The organism is Burkholderia sp. IDO3 (assembly GCF_003366075.1).
GTDB classification, from domain to species: Bacteria; Pseudomonadota; Gammaproteobacteria; order Burkholderiales; family Burkholderiaceae; genus Burkholderia; species Burkholderia anthina.
Genome location: NZ_CP028963.1, coordinates 1403271 through 1419993, shown reverse-complemented (window position 1 = coordinate 1419993; position 16723 = coordinate 1403271). Strand labels below are relative to the sequence as shown.

Sequence of the window (16723 nt, the reverse complement as noted above, 5' to 3'; positions counted from 1 at the left end):
ACTGTACCCTTCCCGTTAAACCGCCCGAATCGGGTTGCTCAATCGCCCGACACCTTCGATCGACACGTCGATCGTGCCGCCGTACTTGCGCAGATCGATGGTCGCCATCTTCCATGGCTCGACTGCGGGCACCGTGCCGATCGAGACGATGTCGCCCGTTTCGAGCGTGTGCGCGGCCGACAGATATTCGATCAGCTCCGGAATCCGGTACACGACATCGGACGAATGTCCCTGCTGCACGAGTTCGCCGTTCAGATGCGCGTCCATTGCGAGTGCGTGCGGGTCGGGCACTTCGTCCGGCGTAACGAGGAACGGCCCCATCGGAGAAAACGTATCGAAATTTTTCCAGCGGCCAGGATAGGTCAATTGCTCCTCGCTGCCGTCCTTGCGGCGCAGACGGATCCACTCGGACGTCGCGCGCAGGTGATGCGCGGTCAGATCGTTGTGCACCGTGTAGCCGAAGATGTGCCTGGACGCGTCGGCGGCAGCGATGTCCTTGCCCCCTTTTCCGATGATCAGTGCAAGTTCCACTTCCGGTCCGACACAGCCGATGTCGGGCAGCTCGATCGGATCGAACGGACCGGTGATGCAGGTGCGCAGCTTGATGAAGTATTGCGGGCGCGGATTCTCCGGTTTGATCGAGCGTTCCCAATTCGAGCGACCGTTGATCGCGATCGCGAAGAACTTGGGCGGTTCCGTGACGGGTGCGCGGAGATGCAACTTGTCCAGCGTGAGTGCCCCCAGTTTCAGCGCTTCCTTTTCGTCGAGCTTTCCCAGTTTCGCGCGCAGCAGATGGAGATCGATATCACCGTTGTTGGCAAGCTCGATGAACTCGATCATCGATTTCAACGGCTGGTCAATCAGTCTCGCGACATCGACGATCAATCCACTCGTAAGATGCGCACCAACGTGAATGCACGGTGAATCCGGCGTGTCGTATTGGCAGAGACGCATAGCGTTCAGGTTCCTTTGAGAGTCAGACGGCGCGCACGAGCTTGCCATTCGCGTCGCGGGAGACGCCATAAGCAGCAACGGCCGCTTCCCAGCTGATCAGATAGCGCTGCAGGTCCGCTTCGATCAATTCGAGCGGCCGCTCTTCCGGTTTGCCGAAGCCGCCGCCGCCCGGCATGTCGAGCACGACACGCGCGCCGGCCGGAATCACCTGACGCCCCTTCGGTTTGAGAAGCTCGCCCGATTCCAGGCGCAGGATGCCGTTCGCGCCGCCGCTGCCGCCCGAACGTCCGCGTGGCGCGTTATGAATGCGATCGAAGGTGGCGAGAATGGCGAACGGCGCGTCCTCGCGGCTGCCGACCACCATGGTCTGGCCCAGGCCACCGCGGAATTTGCCGACGCCGCCCGAATCCTGACGGAGTTCCTTTTTCCAGATCACGAGCGGCGTGATTGCCTCGGTCACTTCGACGGGAATGTTTTTCACACCGCTCGGAAACGGCGTCGCCGACAAACCGTCGCAGCTCGAACGCGCACCCATACCGCCGCTGTGCAGACTCATCATCATGAAGCTCGTCTGCTTGGTGCCATTGCCGACCATCGGCGTGAGGCCCATGCCTGCGCCTGCCTTGACTCCCCACAGCGAGCCCGCGCCTTCGGCCGGCGCGCGGCCCGGCAGCAATTCATGCATCGCCCCGAACACAACATCGGGCACCAGATGGCCGACTACGCTTCGCACCGCAACGGCCGAGGGGAACGGAGCATTGACGATGGTGTTCTCCGGCGCGGTCACAACGATCATGTCGAGCGACGCCGAATTGTTCGGCACCTTTGGTGCAACGACACATTTGACCGCGAACGACGCATAAGCAGCCGTATAGCACAACGGACAGTTGATGCCAAAGTCCGACACCGGCGAGCTGCCATCGAAATCGACGACGATGCGCTCATTCTCGATCGTCACCGTGCAGGCCAGATCGACAGGCTTGTCATAGCCGTCGGTACGCATGGCGTTGCTTGCCTGCTTCTTCGGCAGCGCCCTGAACGCGTCGAGCATCGCCTGGCGCGTGTTCTCGAAGATATAGTCGCGCACCGCATCGAGCGAATCGATGCGGTATTCGTGCATCAGACTGATCAACGATTTCACCGCGTTGTCATTGCACGCGGCGAGCGCGTACATGTCGCCCACGACCTGCGTCGCTTCGCGCACGTTGTTGCGCACAATCTCGATGAGCCACTCGTTGGTGACGCCCTTATCAGCGAAGCGCATGATCGGCACGCGCAGACCTTCGTGATACACGGTGCGCCCTTCCGGCGAAAAACCTACCCCGCCAATATCAACGACGTGCGATGTGCAGGCGAAGAAGGCAACCACCTTGCCGTTCAGGAACGTCGGCGTAACAAACGTGAAATCGTGCAGATGGCCGGTGCCCTGCCACGGATCGTTGGTCAGGAAGACGTCGCCTTCCTTCATTTCACTCACCGGGAAGCGCTTGACGAAGTGCGGCACCGCCATCGCCATCGAGTTGATATGGCCTGGCGTGCCGGTCACGGCCTGCGCGAGCATGCGGCCTTCGGCATCGAACACGCCCGCCGACACGTCACCGCCTTCGCGCGTCGACACACTAAACGCCGTGCGAATCAGTGTCTGCGCCTGTTCTTCGACGATCGCGAGCAGACGGCTCCACGTCACCTGAAGCTGGATCAGATCGGACTTCATATCAGGACTTCCTTTCGAGCTGGATGTAACCGGATTGCAGGATCAACGCGTCGAAATTGCGGCCGACGAGCGTGGAGGTTTCATCTTCGACGATCACCGCCGGGCCTTCGACGACCGCGCCGGGCGCGAGCTCGCGCCGCACGTGAATGCCGTGCTCGAGCGCTTCCATCAGTTCGGGATCGAAGATAGCGCGGCGCGACGATGGCCAAGCTTTGGCGCCACGTCGGGTCGGCAATTGCGTTCGCGGCGCGGGCACCGGAATATTGGCGGCGAGACTCCATGTCATCACCTCGACGCCGAGGCTCGGAATCGTACGACCGAACAGCGACTCGTAGCGCTCCGAAAACAGGTCTTCCATTAACGACTTGTCGTCGGCAGTGAGCGGTCGTGCCGGCAACGCGACGTCGATTTCGTGGCCCTGACCGCGATATCGCATGTAAGCGACCCGGGTTTCCTCGATCGCACCCTTCGCGCTCGCCTTGCGGATCGCAGCCGCGGCCTCGTCGCTCATCGATGCGAACAGATCGTTGACTGCTTGCGGATCGAATTCCTCGAGATTGACGTAGCGAGAGCGCGTCACGTGATAGCCGATCGGAGCCTGCAGGAAGCCGATTGCCGAGCCGACTCCCGCGCCGGTCGGAATCACCACCTTGCGAATCCCGCATTTGTCGGCCAGACGCGCGGCGTGCAGAGGTGCGGCGCCGCCGAACGCGATCATCGTGCGTTCCTGCAGATTCTTGCCCCACTCGATTGCATGCACGCGTGCTGCATTTGCCATGTTTTCATCGACGATCTCGCTAATGCCAGCGGCCGCCGCGCGTTCGTCAATCCCAAGCGGCTCACCGATGACCGCGTGTAATGCGCCAGCCGACGCATCGGTCGACAGGCGGATCTGACCGCCGGCGAAGCGCTCGGGGTCGAGCCGGCCGAGCATCAGGTCGGCGTCCGTGACCGCGGGACGCTTGCCACCACGTCCGTAGCACGCCGGTCCCGGCACCGACGACGCGCTCTCGGGGCCTACCGTGATACGCCGCAATTCGTCGAGGCCCGCGAGCGAGCCACCGCCCGCGCCGATCTCGACCATCTCGATCACCGGAATGCGCAACGGATAGCCACTGCCTTTCAGAAAGCGATACGCACGGGCGACTTCGAAGGTGCGCGATTGCAGCGCGCGGTAATCGTCGACGAGACAGATTTTCGCGGTCGTGCCGCCCATGTCGAACGACACGACGCTCGCTTCGCCGAGTTCCTGAGCGAGATTGCTGGCGAGTACCGCGCCGCCCGCCGGACCGGACTCGACGAGGCGAATCGGGAATTCGCACGCGGTTTGCAGCGTCGTCATCGAGCCGCTCGACGTGATCATCAACAGACCGCAGTTGAAGCCGCGTTCGGCGAGCTGTTTTTCCAGCCGTTGCAAATAGCCCTGCATTTGCGGGCGCACGTAGGCGTTCGCGACGGTTGTCGAGACGCGGTCGTATTCGCGGATTTCGGGACTCACTTCACACGACAGCGAGATCGGAATTCCCGGCAGAAGGCGGGCGAGCGCGGCACCGGCTCGGCGTTCGTGATCATCGTTCGCATAGCTGTGCAGGAAGCAAACCGAGACCGCTTGGATACCGGCATCCTTCATCTGTTGCGCGACGCGTTCGAGCGCGGCTTCATCGAAGGCGACGAGTTCACTGCCGTCGGCCGCAAGCCGCCCTTCGACGCCCCAGCGATGCTCGCGCGGCACCAGCGGCTCCGGACGTACCATATAAAGGTCCGATTGCTCGAACCGATGCTCATACGCGATTTCCAGCGAATCGCGGAAGCCTTCGGTCGTCACGAGCCCGACCTTCGCGCCCTTGCGCTCGATGATCGCGTTGGTCGCGAGCGTCGTGCCGTGCACGATCGCTTCAACGTCGGCGGCTGCGATGCCGGCTCTTGCCAGCGCGGTTTGCACGCCTTCGAGAAAACCCTGCTCGGGGTCGCTCGGTGTGGTCAGCACCTTCGCCGTGTGGCGTGTACCGGACACGTCCAGAACGACGTCAGTGAACGTACCACCTATGTCTACAGCCAGTCGAATCACAACGCTCTCCTTCGGTCAGGCAGTTGCACGACGTGATGCCGTGCTGTTGATCTGCTTTGTTTCGATATCCAGTCGACTGGATCGAATAGTAGGACAATCAATAAAAATTGCCACCCGGGGTAAATACTGAGTCATCGTCCTGATATTCGGAACAGAAATTTGTATAATGAACTGCATCCGGTGCGGTGGAGCCGGCAATCTGTCTCAAGGATTTTTCAATGAAACGTTTCAAGGACAAGGTCGCGCTCGTTACCGGCGCGGCTCAGGGGATCGGTCTCGCGTGCGCGGAACGGCTCGCGCAGGAAGGCGCGCTTGTCGTCGGTGCAGATCTGCAGGACTCGGTATTCGACGCGATGAAGGCGATCGGCGGTATCGGCATCAAGGCCGATATGTCCAGTCAGGACGACATCACTCGCCTGTTCGATAGCGCGCTGAAACAGGTCGGCAAGCTCGACGTGCTGGTCAACAACGCTGCGGTAACGTGCCCGGCCGATTTCCTCGACTACAAACTCGAAGACTTCGAGCGCGTTCTGCGCATCAATCTGACTTCAGCCTTCTCGGCATCACAACGCTTCTCGCGCGAACTCGTCGCTCGTAACGCACCGGGGGCGATCGTCAATATGTCGTCGATCAACGGGCAGGTCGCGCTGCCGAATCAGACCGCGTACGTGACGTCGAAGGGAGGCCTGAACCAGTTGACCAAGGTGATCGCAATTTCGCTAGCGAAGTACGGTATCCGCGCGAACGCGATCGGACCGGGCACGATCCTTACCGAAATGTCGAAGGCACGCGTGCTCGCCACCGAGGAATCGCGCCACCGCATCCTGTCGCGCACGCCGCTCGGCCGTCCGGGCGATGTGTCGGAGATCGCGTCGGTGGCGGCGTTTCTCGCCAGCGACGACGCGTCTTACATGACCGGCCAGATCGTCTATGTCGAAGGCGGCCGCCTCGCGTTGAACTACACCTGCGACGTGCCGGCAGCAGCCTGATCGGCGTCCTTCTTTGTTCTGCCGGCGCGTCGGCGCCGTTCACTCGCTACGGGAATACATGCCATGAAAATGATGCTCAAACAGGCACTCTCGATCGCTGGCACGGCGCTCACGCTCGCCGCATTCGCGCCGCCGTCCACCTATGCCGCCGGACCGAATTCGCCGACGCTTGATCGCATCAAGGCGCGCGGCAACCTGATCTGTCCAGTGCCGACTTCGCCCTATCTCGGCTTCTTCGAAGTCGGCAGCAACGGCAGCTGGCACGGCCTCGACGTCGACATCTGCAAGTCGATCGCGACCGCTATTCTCGGGCCGAATCCGAAAGTGAGCTTCTCGGCGGTGAGCTGGGCGGACCGCTTTCCGGCGCTCCAATCCGGCTCCATCGATCTGATCGCGATGTTCACCAGTTGGACACGCAGCCGCGACGCGAAGCTCGGCTTGCAGTTCAGCAATCCGTACCTGTTCGCTGGCGTGCGGCTGATGGTACCCGCGTCACTTAAGATCAAATCCGCGAAGGAACTCGACGGCGCGACGATCTGTGCGGTAGCGGGATCGACTGGCGACAAGCAGCTCGTGAACTACCTGCGCTCGCTGAACGTGAAGTACAAGATGCTGACTTTCGAGAACTTCACCGACGTCGTGTCCGCGTACAAGAACCACCGTTGCGACGCGCTGTCGGCAGCGGGTCCGGGTCTCGCGGTGCTACGCGCCGGCGAACTGAAGACGCCAGAACAGACGATCCTGCCCGATATCGTGTCGATGGAACCGACCAGCGTCGCGGTGCGGCAAGGCGACGACGCGTTCCTCGATGTGATTAACTGGACCTTCGGCGCGTTGATCGAAGCGCAGCGTCTCGGCATTACGCAGGAGAACGTCGCCGCGAAGCGCGCCGACAGGAACAGTTCGGCCGAAGTAAAGTATCTGCTCGGCGTAACCCCAGGCGTCGGCGAGGGACTCGGCTTGCCGGACGCCTGGGCGTACAACGTGATCAAACAGATGGGCAATTACAGCGAAATCTACGCGCGTAATCTCGGCGACAAGAGCCCGTACAAACTGCCACCTGGACAGAACACGCTATGGTCGCAGGGCGGGCTGCTGTTCTCGCCGACTTTCGACTGAGTGATGAACGAGCCTCATATTGCGGTGAGCAGCCGTATGGGGGATTGACTACAATTTCAACGCCGCCGCCAACGTTGGCGGCACGTTCTTTTCTGAGCCGCCACGGCGATGGAAAGATGCGGAGCCAGCGCGCTGCGTTTTGCCGGCGGCCTCGCCTCACATTACATCGGGATTTATGGACACAACGATTCTCAAGGGACTGACGGTACTGGAGCGGCTCGCCGAAAGCGAACAGCCACGCGGCGTCACCGAACTGAGCCGCCAGATCAATCTGACCAAGAGCAACGTCCAGCGCGTGCTGAGCACGCTGGTCGAACTTGGCTACGCTCAGAAAGATCCGGTCACTGGCCGCTATGGCCCCACGCTGCGGATGTGGGAGTTCGGCTACAAGACCTTGTCGCGCGATCGCGTGCGGCTCGCGGCCGCCTCACAGCTGCGCCGCCTGCACGAGCAATGTGATGAAACCGTGTTCCTGTGCATGGGCGACGGGCTCGACATCATCTACGTCGACAAGATCGAAAGCAACGACGCGAATCGCGTATTCTGCATGATCGGCATGCGCCTGCCCGCATTACGCACGGCGGCGGGCCGGGCTATCCTCGCGTTCCATAGTGAATCGATGTGGGAGCAGGCGATCGCCGAGTCGAAAAGCGTGGACCCACAGTGGATGACCGACGATGCGGCTGCGGAAATGCGTCAACGCCTGACGCAAATTCGTGTCGATGGCTACGCGACGTCGATCGGTGAATTCCGCACCGGTACGAACAGTCTGGCTGCTCCGGTCTGGAATGCAGACGGCAAACCCATCGCCTCGGTCGTGCTCAATGGAACCAGCGATAGACTCGGAGCCGAGCGCGTCGTGTCGCTCGCCTCCGACGTCGTAGGCGCCGCCACACGTATATCGGAAACGCTCGGTTATCGCGGTCACTGACGCCAGCAGAAGCCGCGCCCAACGTCAAGGATTGCAATCGCTTGCTGCCGACGCGCCTGCACCGGTCGTCGAGCCGGCTGCCACGTCGTTTCTTTCGTTTGCCATATTCGCTCCATGTCGATAGATGAACAGGCTCCAGGTTCGTTTCGCCGTTTAACCAACATCGTGTCCCGAACCCCGAAGGACACGGCACAACCTGCCGGGAACGGCCAGACAAAGCAGCCTAGGTACACTTACATGACGTGGCCGCAACAGATTGACACCCGATAAGCGAAGCAGACTCACCCAGAAATCCTCGATGCGTGCAAAGGCATCCAGGACAGAAGACCGCCCCCGCAGCCACGAAACAGAGACCGGCAAAACCCAGCCCTCGTTCGAAGACAATACCAACGAGCGTTGTGCCCATTGCCACGGCCAGATAAGTCAGTGAACTGTCAGCGCCGTTGCCATGCCTTTCGCCGCGCCGGCCTAATCCGGAAAAATGATCATCGGTTCAGATTTTCCATTTCGGCGCGTAGTAATGATCGCCTTCGATCTGTACCGCTGCGGCGACTGATTCGATAGTCCGGAGTTCGTCCGCTTCCAGCAAAATCTCCGTAGCTGCAATGTTTTCGTCAAGACGACTGCTTCGTCGTGCCGGAAATCGGCGTCAGGACCGCCGCCAGACTCCTGACCGAGGTCGCCCACAAAGCGTTCGCTTCGGCCGCCCACTTGGCGGCCTACGCTGGTCTTGCCCCGGTCACCCGGCGCTCAGGCTCATCCATCCAGACGCGGCAACAAGGTGCTCCACCGCGCCTTGTTCCTATCCGCCTTCACGGCATTGCGGGATCCTGTCTCCCGGGCTTAGTACGCGCGCAAGATCCAGCAGGGCAAGCGCTACAACCAAGCGCTCATCGCGCTGACACGGCGACGTTGCGACGTCCTGTTCGCCATGCTGCGCGACGGCACCATTTACCAATCCAGGTCAGCCCCTGACGCTTGACGAAACACATAGGGGGCCCCCACACAGACGTACTTGACATCGGTCTTCCCGTTACCGAACTGACCTCTAAGTTGCTACTCCGTTAGGGGACATTGGTGCGTGGTGAGAGAAACGTCAACTTAAGCCAGTCGCCCTAAATCAAGCCGCGATGCCTGCCAACCGACCGTGGATAATCTCCGTCGCTTCGCTCACGATGCGATCAACGAGTTCCTTCACAATCGGGATATCGTGGATCAACCCGGCGACCAAGCCGCACGACCATGCGCCCGCGTCGAGCGCACCCTCCTTCATGATGCGCGGATAGACGCCAGCGACCTCTTCGACGATATCGTCGAACCGGATACCGGCGCCGAGCTTGCTTTCCTTTTCGAGGATACGATCAACCGCAGCATTGCGCAGCACACGCTCGGTATTGCGCAACGGGCGCATGACCAGACGCGTGTCCAGTTCGGTGGCCTCGACCAGCGCCTGCTTCACGTTCTCGTGCACCGGCGCTTCGCGGGTGGCGATAAATCGCGTCCCCATGTTGATGCCGTCCGCGCCCAGTGACAGTGCCGCAACCAGCGACCGGCCATCAGCCATGCCGCCGGAAGCCACGAACGGAATCTTGAGCTCATCGGCTGCGCGTGGCAGGAGAATGAAGTTCGGAATGTCGTCCTCGCCGGGATGACCACCGCATTCAAATCCATCGACGCTGACCGCGTCGCAGCCAATCGACTCGGCCTTCAACGCGTGACGAACCGACGTGCACTTGTGGATCACCTTGACATGCGCCTCCTTGAGCGCGGCCAGATAGGGCTGCGGGTTGTTGCCGGCAGTTTCGACGATCTTGACCCCGCCTTCGACGATGGCCCGGATATAGCCGGGATAGTCGGGCGAAGTGACCGTCGGCAGGAACGTGAGGTTCACACCGAACGGCTTGTCGGTCATCTCGCGACAACGCCGGATTTCGGCAGCGAGATCGGTCGGCGTTCGCTGTGTCAGGCCGGTAATGATGCCGAGGCCACCTGCGTTGGAGACGGCTGCCGCCAGTTCCGCATACCCGACATGGTGCATGCCGCCCTGGATGATCGGATATTCGATACCGAAGAGTTCTGTAATCCTGGTTTTCATGATGTTTGCGGATTAAGTTAGTACGAAAGCACGTTGGCATGCGGAGAACACCTCGCGACCACGCCGTGCGTCACTGGACGTTTAAATGTCGCTGGTGCGGTTCTGCCGCCCCATTGAAAATTTGGCTCGCCACATTGCGCTGGCGCTATGTGAACAAGGTCAGTTTCTCCGTTGGTCGAATTGCGGTAAATTGGCGAAACCGACATATTCAATGCGATATACGACACAGCATGCCGCGCGCCGCCATCCTTTCATATGATGATTGCTACGCTTCCAGCTTGGGCGGGTTCGCCGATATCCTTCAGGTTGCGAACTCACACTTGCGGCGACAAGGGGGCGACGGAAATGCGCAGTTCAATTGGAGGTTTGTTTCCGCGACAGGGAAGCCCATTTCGGCAAGCAACGGTCTGCAACTAAACACGGAGCCGATTCGACCGCGAGAGAAGTTCGATCTAGTTTTTGTTCCCAGTGCGTACTACGCGAGCGGCAAGGCTTTTGACCAGTTGTTGGCACGACAGTCTGCAGCATGCGACTGGCTGGTTTCGCAATGGCATGCAGGGGCCTACCTTGCGGCAAACTGCACCGGCACCTTCGTCCTCGCTCAAACGGGCCTGTTGGACAACAGACCTGCGACGACCACATGGTGGCTGGCAGACCAGTTTCGCAGTCGCTTTCCCCGCATTGACCTGCAGTTGGAACCCGTTGTTACTGAAGCAGACCGCTTGATTTGCGCCGGAGCGTCAGCGTCCTACCTGCTGCAGACAATTCATATTGTCGAGCGTTTTTCCGGAGCGGTCATCGCTGCGCAGTGCGCCAAAACGATGCTCATCGATGTCAGTCAGACGAAACAATTACCGTATCTCCCGTTGCTGGCAGACAAAGCTCACGCCGATTCGCTGGTGCACCGTGCACAGCATTGGCTGCAGAAGCACATGGCGAAGGACGTGAAAATATCAGAGATGGCGCATGATCTTGGCGTGAGCGAGCGCACGATAATCCGCCGATTTCAGTCGGCACTAAGTCAGCCGCCGTTGAGGTATTTGCAGAGCCTACGCATCGAGACTGCGCGCGGGTTGCTGGAGGCTGGAGATCTCAGCCTCGATAGGATTACGGTCCAGGTGGGATACAACGATACGAGCTCATTCTGTCGACTGTTCAAAAATATGGTCGGCCTCAGCCCTGGCGCGTACCGTGATCGTTTTCGCCCCACGTCCGAATCGCAACAATGATTTCGTCTCGTGGCGAAACAAATGGCCGCCCTTGCTCGCCGTCGACAACGCCCCCCGCCGCTTCACACTACCAGCCGACAAGAAGCAGGCCGGTCCACAGCGTCGAGCGCCCCCCGCGAATTTCGTCCGCACAGCGCGGCATGGCAGCGCGATGACAACGTCATGCCGGAATTTTCCACTTCCAAATGGGTCAGTTTTGTGGGCTAGGGTCACAATCGACCGTAACCCCGGCGTAACCCCGGAACGTCTTGAAGTACTCGGAATGGCCCGCCCTACACGATTCGAACGTGTGACCTACGGCTTAGAAGGCCGTTGCTCTATCCAACTGAGCTAAGGGCGGTCGAGGAAAAAAGACACGGCACACAATCCGGACCGCATTTGCCGCACAAGGCTTCTTCGAACACCACCACAACCACTACCGGTGCGAAGCCCCGAAACGAAACGGGCCCGGCATGACGCCGAGCCCGAAATTATACCCGATCAGCGCGCCATATCACGCGCGAGCGGCGCTGCACCGTCAAACCGGCTGCGCATGCAGCATGAACCACCCGAGACAGAACACCCCGGCGATCACGCAATACACGCCGAACGACGCCAGTCGCCCGCGCCCTTCGAAATAGCGCATCAGGAACCGCACGCTCAGATAAGCGGCGATCGCCGTCAGCACGCCGCCGAGCAGCGCGTCCGCGAGCTGGCCCTGCGCATGGAACAGCTTCGGCAGTTCGAGCACGCCCGCCGCGAAAATGATCGGCGTGCCGAGCAGGAACGAAAACTCCGCGGCCTTCTCGGCCGTCAGCCCCGCCGCATTGCCGGCGATCATCGTCAGCCCGCTGCGCGAGAACCCCGGAATCAGCGCGCCAACCTGCGCGAGACCCACGAAGAACGCCTGCTTGAACGTCATCTTCTCGGGCGGCTGATGCGCACGGCTGCGCTGGATGCGGTCGCCGATCCACAGCAGCACGCCGTTCACGATCAGCGCGATCGCGACGATGCGCAGGTCGTGGAACACGCGCTCGATGCGCTTCTCGAGCAGCAGACCGACGATCCCGGTCGGAATCGTGCCGATGATCAGCGCCCACATCAGGTGCCCGTCGTCATTCTTGCGACCGCCGAGCTGCGCGAAGAAACCGCTGATCAGCGCGATCCAGCGCGCACGGAAATACCACAGCAGCGCGAGCGCGGTGCCCAGGTGCAGCGCAACAAGGAACGGCAGCAACTGCGGCGCGTGCTTGTCGATGTGCATGCCGAACAGCGCCGGCACGAGCAGCGTGTGACCGAGGCTGCTGACGGGGAACAGTTCGGTGACGCCCTGCAGGACGCTCAGGAATACCAGAAACCAGAGACTCACGCGTCGATCCTCTTAGTAGTGATCAATCGGGAAGAAAAGCGGACGACGCGGTGCGCGTCCGAAAAAATGCGCCCCGATTATGCCGAGCCGGGATTACCGCGCCAAGGCATTTGGCCGGATATTGCGGCAATGCACACAAACACTTGCAATTTGTAAGTGCGCAGAAAGCAAAAAGCCCGCCATTTGCATGGCGGGCCTTGCGAAACCGGAACAACTTGCCGTCAGCGGCCTAGCTGGTAGAAAAATAGTACCGTGCTGCCGGTGAACATGCCGAACAGTGCGATTCCCATTGCCATTGCCAGATCCATGGCCCCTCCAGAAGTGTCATGACCCGGCAACATCACCGGTTTACAGGCATTATCCAGACCGTTGGCAATCTGAAAAACTCGCGATTTCCCGAGAAGGGTTTTCCCCGACCGCCTCGCGACCGATAATGAAGCGCGCCGTTGCGCACCCCGCTCACCCGTTCATACCGATTCGCCATGCCGATCTTCCAGCAGCACGACATTCATGAACTTCACGCCGGCCCGTCGCTCGTTCGGGTCGCCCCGCAATTCGGCGGCCGCCTGCTGTCGTGGCACGTCGACGACGAACCGGTCATCTTCTGGCCGGAAACCGCCGACTGGAGCAACCTCGCGCGCGTGCGCGGCGGCAACCCGCTGCTGTTCCCGTTCCTCGGCCGCCACCGCGTCGACGGCGAACTCGGCCGCTGGCGCGATGCAGCCGGCGTGATCCGCGACCTGCCGATGCACGGCTTCGCGCGCGACCTGCCGTTCGCGGCACACCCATCAGCCGACGGCACCGCGCTGTCGATGACGCTTGATGCGGACGAAGCGCTGCACGCAAGCTATCCGTTCGATTTTCGCTTCGAAGCGACCTACCGGCTCGCCGACGCCCATACGCTCGACGTCGCGCTCACGACGACCAACCGCGGCGACACGCCGCTGCCGTACTACGCGGGCCACCACTTCTATTTCGCGCTGCCGCACGGCGAACGCGACGAAACCACGCTCGAGTTGCCGCCGACGCACCGCCGCTTGCAGCAAGCAGACGGCTCGATCAGCCCCCCCGAGCCCGGCGCTGCCTCGTACAGCCTCGGCGATCCGGACATCCTCGATCGCTTCCATTGCCTCGACGGCGCGTCGTCCACGCCGGTACGCATCGTGATGCCGGGCCGCCGCCGCACGATCGAAATCGCGCTCGACGTGCCGGGCTCGATCCCGTGGTACGCGGTCACGAGCTGGACGGAAAAGCCGGAATCGGACTTCTACTGCGTCGAGCCGTGGCTCGGCCTGCCGGACGCGATCCACAACGGCCTCGGGCTGCGCATGCTGGCACCGGGCACGTCCGAAACGGCCGCCTTGCGCATTCGCGTGCTGCCGCTCGCCGACTGACATCGCGCGCACCTGACCGGTGCGCGACGGCGCCGCCCGCGGCCCGAAACTGCGGTGCGCGGGTCGAACCCGTTAAAATCGGACGTTTTGTGTTGCCTGCCGCGTCGCGCGCGGCAGGGTTTTTGCGAGGTTCAATGTTCGGAACAACAACGAAGCGGCTCTTCGCGGCCGCCTGCGCCGCACTGCTCGTCGCGTGCGGCTCCGCCCCCGTCGGCCCGGGGTTCTACCGCGTCGAACGCGGCGACACGCTGTACAAGATCGCGCGCGCGAACCGCACGTCGACGCAGAACATCGTGCGCTGGAACCAGATCACGAACCCGGACGCGATCGAGGTCGGCCAGGTGCTGCGCGTCGCGCCCCCGCCCGGCACGACGACCGCGTCGACCACCGGCACGGGCAGCGCGGGCCGCAACCGCCCTGCACCTTCCGCGCCGGTCGAATCGGCGGTCAAGCCAGCCACGAGCATCGCGCTGATCTGGCCGGCCGCCGGCAACGTGGTGCGCAGCTTCGACGGCTCGAACTCCAAGGGCATCGATATCGCGAATTCGGCGGGCACGCCGGTAATGGCCGCGGCACCCGGCGTAGTCGTCTACGCGGGCAACGGCTTGCGCGGCTACGGCAACCTGGTCATCCTCAAGCACAACTCGGACTACCTGACGGCGTACGCGCACAACCGCGCGCTGCTCGTGAAGGAAGGCCAGTCGGTCACGCAGGGGCAGACGATCGCCGAGATGGGCAACAGCGACAGCGAACGCGTCGCGCTGCACTTCGAACTGCGTTACGGCGGCCGTTCGATCGATCCGGCACGCTACCTGCCGTCGCGCTGAACGCGCGACAGACGGCATGCGGTGCCGGCTCGCATCGCGCGTCGTCGCAACAGGTCGGAAAGGTCGTGTCAGCGCCGGCGCAGACGTCCGGTCAAACGACCGGACAGCGGATCGACGCGACTGGCGAACACCACCAGCGCACCGATTCCGAACAGGCTGAACCCCGCAGCTATCAGAAGCAAATCCATGGTCACATTACTGTTTTGTCGTGATCTTATGCGTCATCGCGGAATCGTGCACTGAACCGACCTCGTCGCACGAGCCCGAGCATTCCCTATCTATCAGACGCCATTGTGGTTTCGATCGCGTGAAATGCCGATGTAACTCATCGACGCAATTCGACGATCGATGCCGAGGAGACATGTGATGCTGCCCGCCGCCGACCGCTACGAAGACCTGCTCTCCCGCTTCGCCTGGGACGTTCCGGCCCGCTACAACATCGGCGTGGACGTCTGCGACAAGTGGGCCGACGGCAGCGGACGGCTCGCGCTGATCCACGAAACGGCGCAAGGCGACGTGTCGCGCATCACGTTCGACGACCTGAGGAATGCTTCTAACCGGCTCGCGAACAGCTTCGCGCGGGCCGGCCTGCGACGCAGCGACCGGATCGGCATCTTCCTCGCGCAGGGCCCCGAGACGGCCATCGCCCATCTCGCCGCGTACAAGCTCGGCGCGATCGCGGTGCCGCTGTTCACGCTGTTCGGCGTCGACGCACTCGAATACCGGCTGGCGAACAGCGAAGCCGCCGCGCTCGTCACCGACGCGGCCGGCTACGCGAAGATCGCGCCGCTGCGCGCACAACTGCCGGCACTGCACACGTGCTACTGCATCGGCGACGATGCGCCCGACACGCCGGGCGTGCTGCGCTACGACGCAGCACTCGCCGCCGAATCGCCCGATTTCGTGCCGGCGGACACCGCCGCGGACGATCCGGCGGTGATCATCTACACGTCCGGAACGACCGGCAAGCCGAAAGGCGCACTGCACGCGCATCGCGTGCTGCTGGGTCACCTGCCTGGCGTCGAGATGTCGCAGCAATGCTTCCCGCGCGACGCGCGCCTGTTCTGGACGCCCGCCGACTGGGCATGGATCGGCGGCCTGCTCGACGTGTTGCTGCCGTCGTGGCACCACGGCGTGCCCGTGCTCGCGCGCCGCTTCGAGAAATTCGACGGCGAGGCCGCGTTCGCGCTGATGGCGCGGCATGGCGTGACCCATGCTTTCCTGCCGCCCACCGCGCTGAAGCTGATGCGCGCGGTGCCGGCGCCGCGCGAGCGCTACGCGCTGTCGCTGAAATCCGTCGCGAGCGGCGGGGAATCGCTCGGCACCGAGCTGACGGCGTGGGGACGCGAGGCGCTGGGCGTCACGATCAACGAGTTCTACGGGCAGACCGAATGCAACATGGTGCTGTCGTCGTGCGCGGCGCTGTTCGACGCGCAGCCCGGCGCGATCGGCAAGGCCGTGCCCGGCCACACGGTCGCGATCGTCGACGAACACGGCACACCGCTGCCGCCAGGCGTCGAGGGGCGCATCGCGGTGCGCCGCCCCGATCCGGTGATGTTCCTCGAGTACTGGCGCAATCCGGACGCGACGCGCGACAAGTTCGCGGGCGACTACCTGCTCACGGGCGACACCGGCACGATCGACGCCGACGGGTTCATACGCTTCGTCGGCCGCGACGACGACGTGATCACGAGCGCCGGTTACCGGATCGGCCCGGGGCCGATCGAGGACTGCCTGCTCACGCATCCCGCGGTGCGAATGGCGGCCGTGGTCGGCGTGCCCGATGCGACGCGCACCGAGATCGTCAAGGCGTTCGTCGTGCTGAACCCCGGCCATGCCGGCGACGATGCGCTGGTCCAGGCGCTGCAGGCACACGTGCGCACGCGCCTGGCCGCGCACGAGTACCCGCGCGCCATCGCGTTCGTCGACGGCCTGCCGATGACCGCGACCGGCAAGATCGTGCGCCGCGCGCTGCGCGATGCGTGAGCAGCCCGTGGCCGGGCGGGCATCCGGCCGCCCGGCCGGATGGTTTATAGTGGCGCCACGCAGTCTTTC

At 62.5% G+C, this 16723-nt stretch carries 12 protein-coding genes, 1 tRNA gene and 1 pseudogene; 8 read left to right on the top strand and 6 right to left on the bottom strand.

Annotated features, from left to right (window positions below; translation table 11 throughout):
• Window positions 1–15: 15 nt before the first annotated feature.
• The 3 genes from DCN14_RS21225 to DCN14_RS21215 are packed head-to-tail and all read right to left on the bottom strand — an operon-like array spanning window position 16 to window position 4682.
• The gene (locus tag DCN14_RS21225; protein ID WP_162826229.1) at window positions 16–1002 is read right to left on the bottom strand and encodes a fumarylacetoacetate hydrolase family protein; all 987 of its coding nucleotides are present in this window, start codon (window positions 1000–1002) and stop codon (window positions 16–18) included.
• A complete protein-coding gene (locus DCN14_RS21220) occupies window positions 977–2668 on the bottom strand; it encodes a hydantoinase B/oxoprolinase family protein (RefSeq protein WP_096502680.1) in 1692 nt (563 codons plus the stop codon). Before DCN14_RS21220 ends, DCN14_RS21225 begins: the two co-directional genes overlap by 26 nt.
• 1 nt (window position 2669) lies before the next feature.
• Entirely contained in the window at window positions 2670–4682 is a 2013-nt protein-coding gene (locus DCN14_RS21215; RefSeq protein WP_240327415.1) for a hydantoinase/oxoprolinase family protein, read from the bottom strand.
• 272 nt (window positions 4683–4954) lie between these two features.
• Here DCN14_RS21215 and DCN14_RS21210 point away from each other — a divergent pair, with 272 nt between their 5' ends.
• From DCN14_RS21210 to DCN14_RS21195, 4 genes and pseudogenes are all read left to right on the top strand, one after another.
• On the top strand, window positions 4955–5725 hold the full coding sequence (locus DCN14_RS21210) for an SDR family NAD(P)-dependent oxidoreductase (protein WP_096502684.1): 771 nt from the start codon (window positions 4955–4957) through the stop codon (window positions 5723–5725).
• Between the two features lie 63 nt (window positions 5726–5788).
• Entirely contained in the window at window positions 5789–6844 is a 1056-nt protein-coding gene (locus tag DCN14_RS21205) for a transporter substrate-binding domain-containing protein (RefSeq protein WP_096502686.1), read from the top strand.
• Between the two features lie 175 nt (window positions 6845–7019).
• Complete coding sequence (locus tag DCN14_RS21200; protein ID WP_096502688.1) at window positions 7020–7775, top strand: IclR family transcriptional regulator; 756 nt, start codon at window positions 7020–7022, stop codon at window positions 7773–7775.
• Window positions 7776–8408: 633 nt separating this feature from the next.
• Window positions 8409–8757, top strand: a pseudogene (locus DCN14_RS21195) (transposase); the annotation flags it as partial.
• 138 nt (window positions 8758–8895) lie between these two features.
• Here the strand turns inward: DCN14_RS21195 and DCN14_RS21190 are convergent.
• Window positions 8896–9870 (bottom strand): nitronate monooxygenase family protein, encoded by a 975-nt coding sequence (locus DCN14_RS21190; RefSeq protein ID WP_096502690.1) that lies wholly within the window; start codon window positions 9868–9870, stop codon window positions 8896–8898.
• A 65-nt stretch (window positions 9871–9935) separates the two neighbouring features.
• Between DCN14_RS21190 and DCN14_RS21185 the strand changes: the two genes are divergently transcribed.
• Window positions 9936–11099 carry a helix-turn-helix domain-containing protein gene (locus DCN14_RS21185; protein ID WP_240327413.1) on the top strand — a complete coding sequence of 388 codons (1164 nt, stop codon included), beginning with the start codon at window positions 9936–9938 and terminating at the stop codon, window positions 11097–11099.
• Between the two features lie 263 nt (window positions 11100–11362).
• On the opposite strand, the gene DCN14_RS21180 is transcribed toward DCN14_RS21185, so the two are convergent.
• Window positions 11363–11439: transfer RNA gene (locus DCN14_RS21180), tRNA-Arg, on the bottom strand.
• Between the two features lie 177 nt (window positions 11440–11616).
• Window positions 11617–12447 (bottom strand): undecaprenyl-diphosphate phosphatase, encoded by an 831-nt coding sequence (locus tag DCN14_RS21175; protein ID WP_096502694.1) that lies wholly within the window; start codon window positions 12445–12447, stop codon window positions 11617–11619.
• A 482-nt stretch (window positions 12448–12929) separates the two neighbouring features.
• Here DCN14_RS21175 and DCN14_RS21170 point away from each other — a divergent pair, with 482 nt between their 5' ends.
• From DCN14_RS21170 to DCN14_RS21160, 3 genes are all read left to right on the top strand, one after another.
• Window positions 12930–13841, top strand: a complete 912-nt coding sequence (locus tag DCN14_RS21170) for an aldose epimerase (protein WP_096502696.1) — start codon at window positions 12930–12932, stop codon at window positions 13839–13841.
• Between the two features lie 134 nt (window positions 13842–13975).
• A complete protein-coding gene (locus DCN14_RS21165) occupies window positions 13976–14668 on the top strand; it encodes a peptidoglycan DD-metalloendopeptidase family protein (protein ID WP_096502698.1) in 693 nt (230 codons plus the stop codon).
• 366 nt (window positions 14669–15034) lie between these two features.
• Window positions 15035–16654 (top strand): acyl-CoA synthetase, encoded by a 1620-nt coding sequence (locus DCN14_RS21160; RefSeq protein WP_096502700.1) that lies wholly within the window; start codon window positions 15035–15037, stop codon window positions 16652–16654.
• The last annotated feature ends 69 nt before the right edge of the window (window positions 16655–16723 follow it).

Excerpts from the sequence above, each read along its gene's own strand:
- DCN14_RS21165 (WP_096502698.1), top strand. The coding sequence starts at position 13,976 with ATGTTCGGAACAACAACGAAGCGGCTCTTCGCGGCCGCCTGCGCCGCA.
- DCN14_RS21200 (WP_096502688.1), top strand. The coding sequence starts at position 7,020 with ATGGACACAACGATTCTCAAGGGACTGACGGTACTGGAGCGGCTCGCC.
- DCN14_RS21205 (WP_096502686.1), top strand. The coding sequence starts at position 5,789 with ATGAAAATGATGCTCAAACAGGCACTCTCGATCGCTGGCACGGCGCTC.
- DCN14_RS21190 (WP_096502690.1), bottom strand. The coding sequence starts at position 9,870 with ATGAAAACCAGGATTACAGAACTCTTCGGTATCGAATATCCGATCATC.
- DCN14_RS21210 (WP_096502684.1), top strand. The coding sequence starts at position 4,955 with ATGAAACGTTTCAAGGACAAGGTCGCGCTCGTTACCGGCGCGGCTCAG.
- DCN14_RS21160 (WP_096502700.1), top strand. The coding sequence starts at position 15,035 with ATGCTGCCCGCCGCCGACCGCTACGAAGACCTGCTCTCCCGCTTCGCC.
- DCN14_RS21225 (WP_162826229.1), bottom strand. The coding sequence starts at position 1,002 with ATGGCAAGCTCGTGCGCGCCGTCTGACTCTCAAAGGAACCTGAACGCT.
- DCN14_RS21170 (WP_096502696.1), top strand. The coding sequence starts at position 12,930 with ATGCCGATCTTCCAGCAGCACGACATTCATGAACTTCACGCCGGCCCG.
- DCN14_RS21220 (WP_096502680.1), bottom strand. The coding sequence starts at position 2,668 with ATGAAGTCCGATCTGATCCAGCTTCAGGTGACGTGGAGCCGTCTGCTC.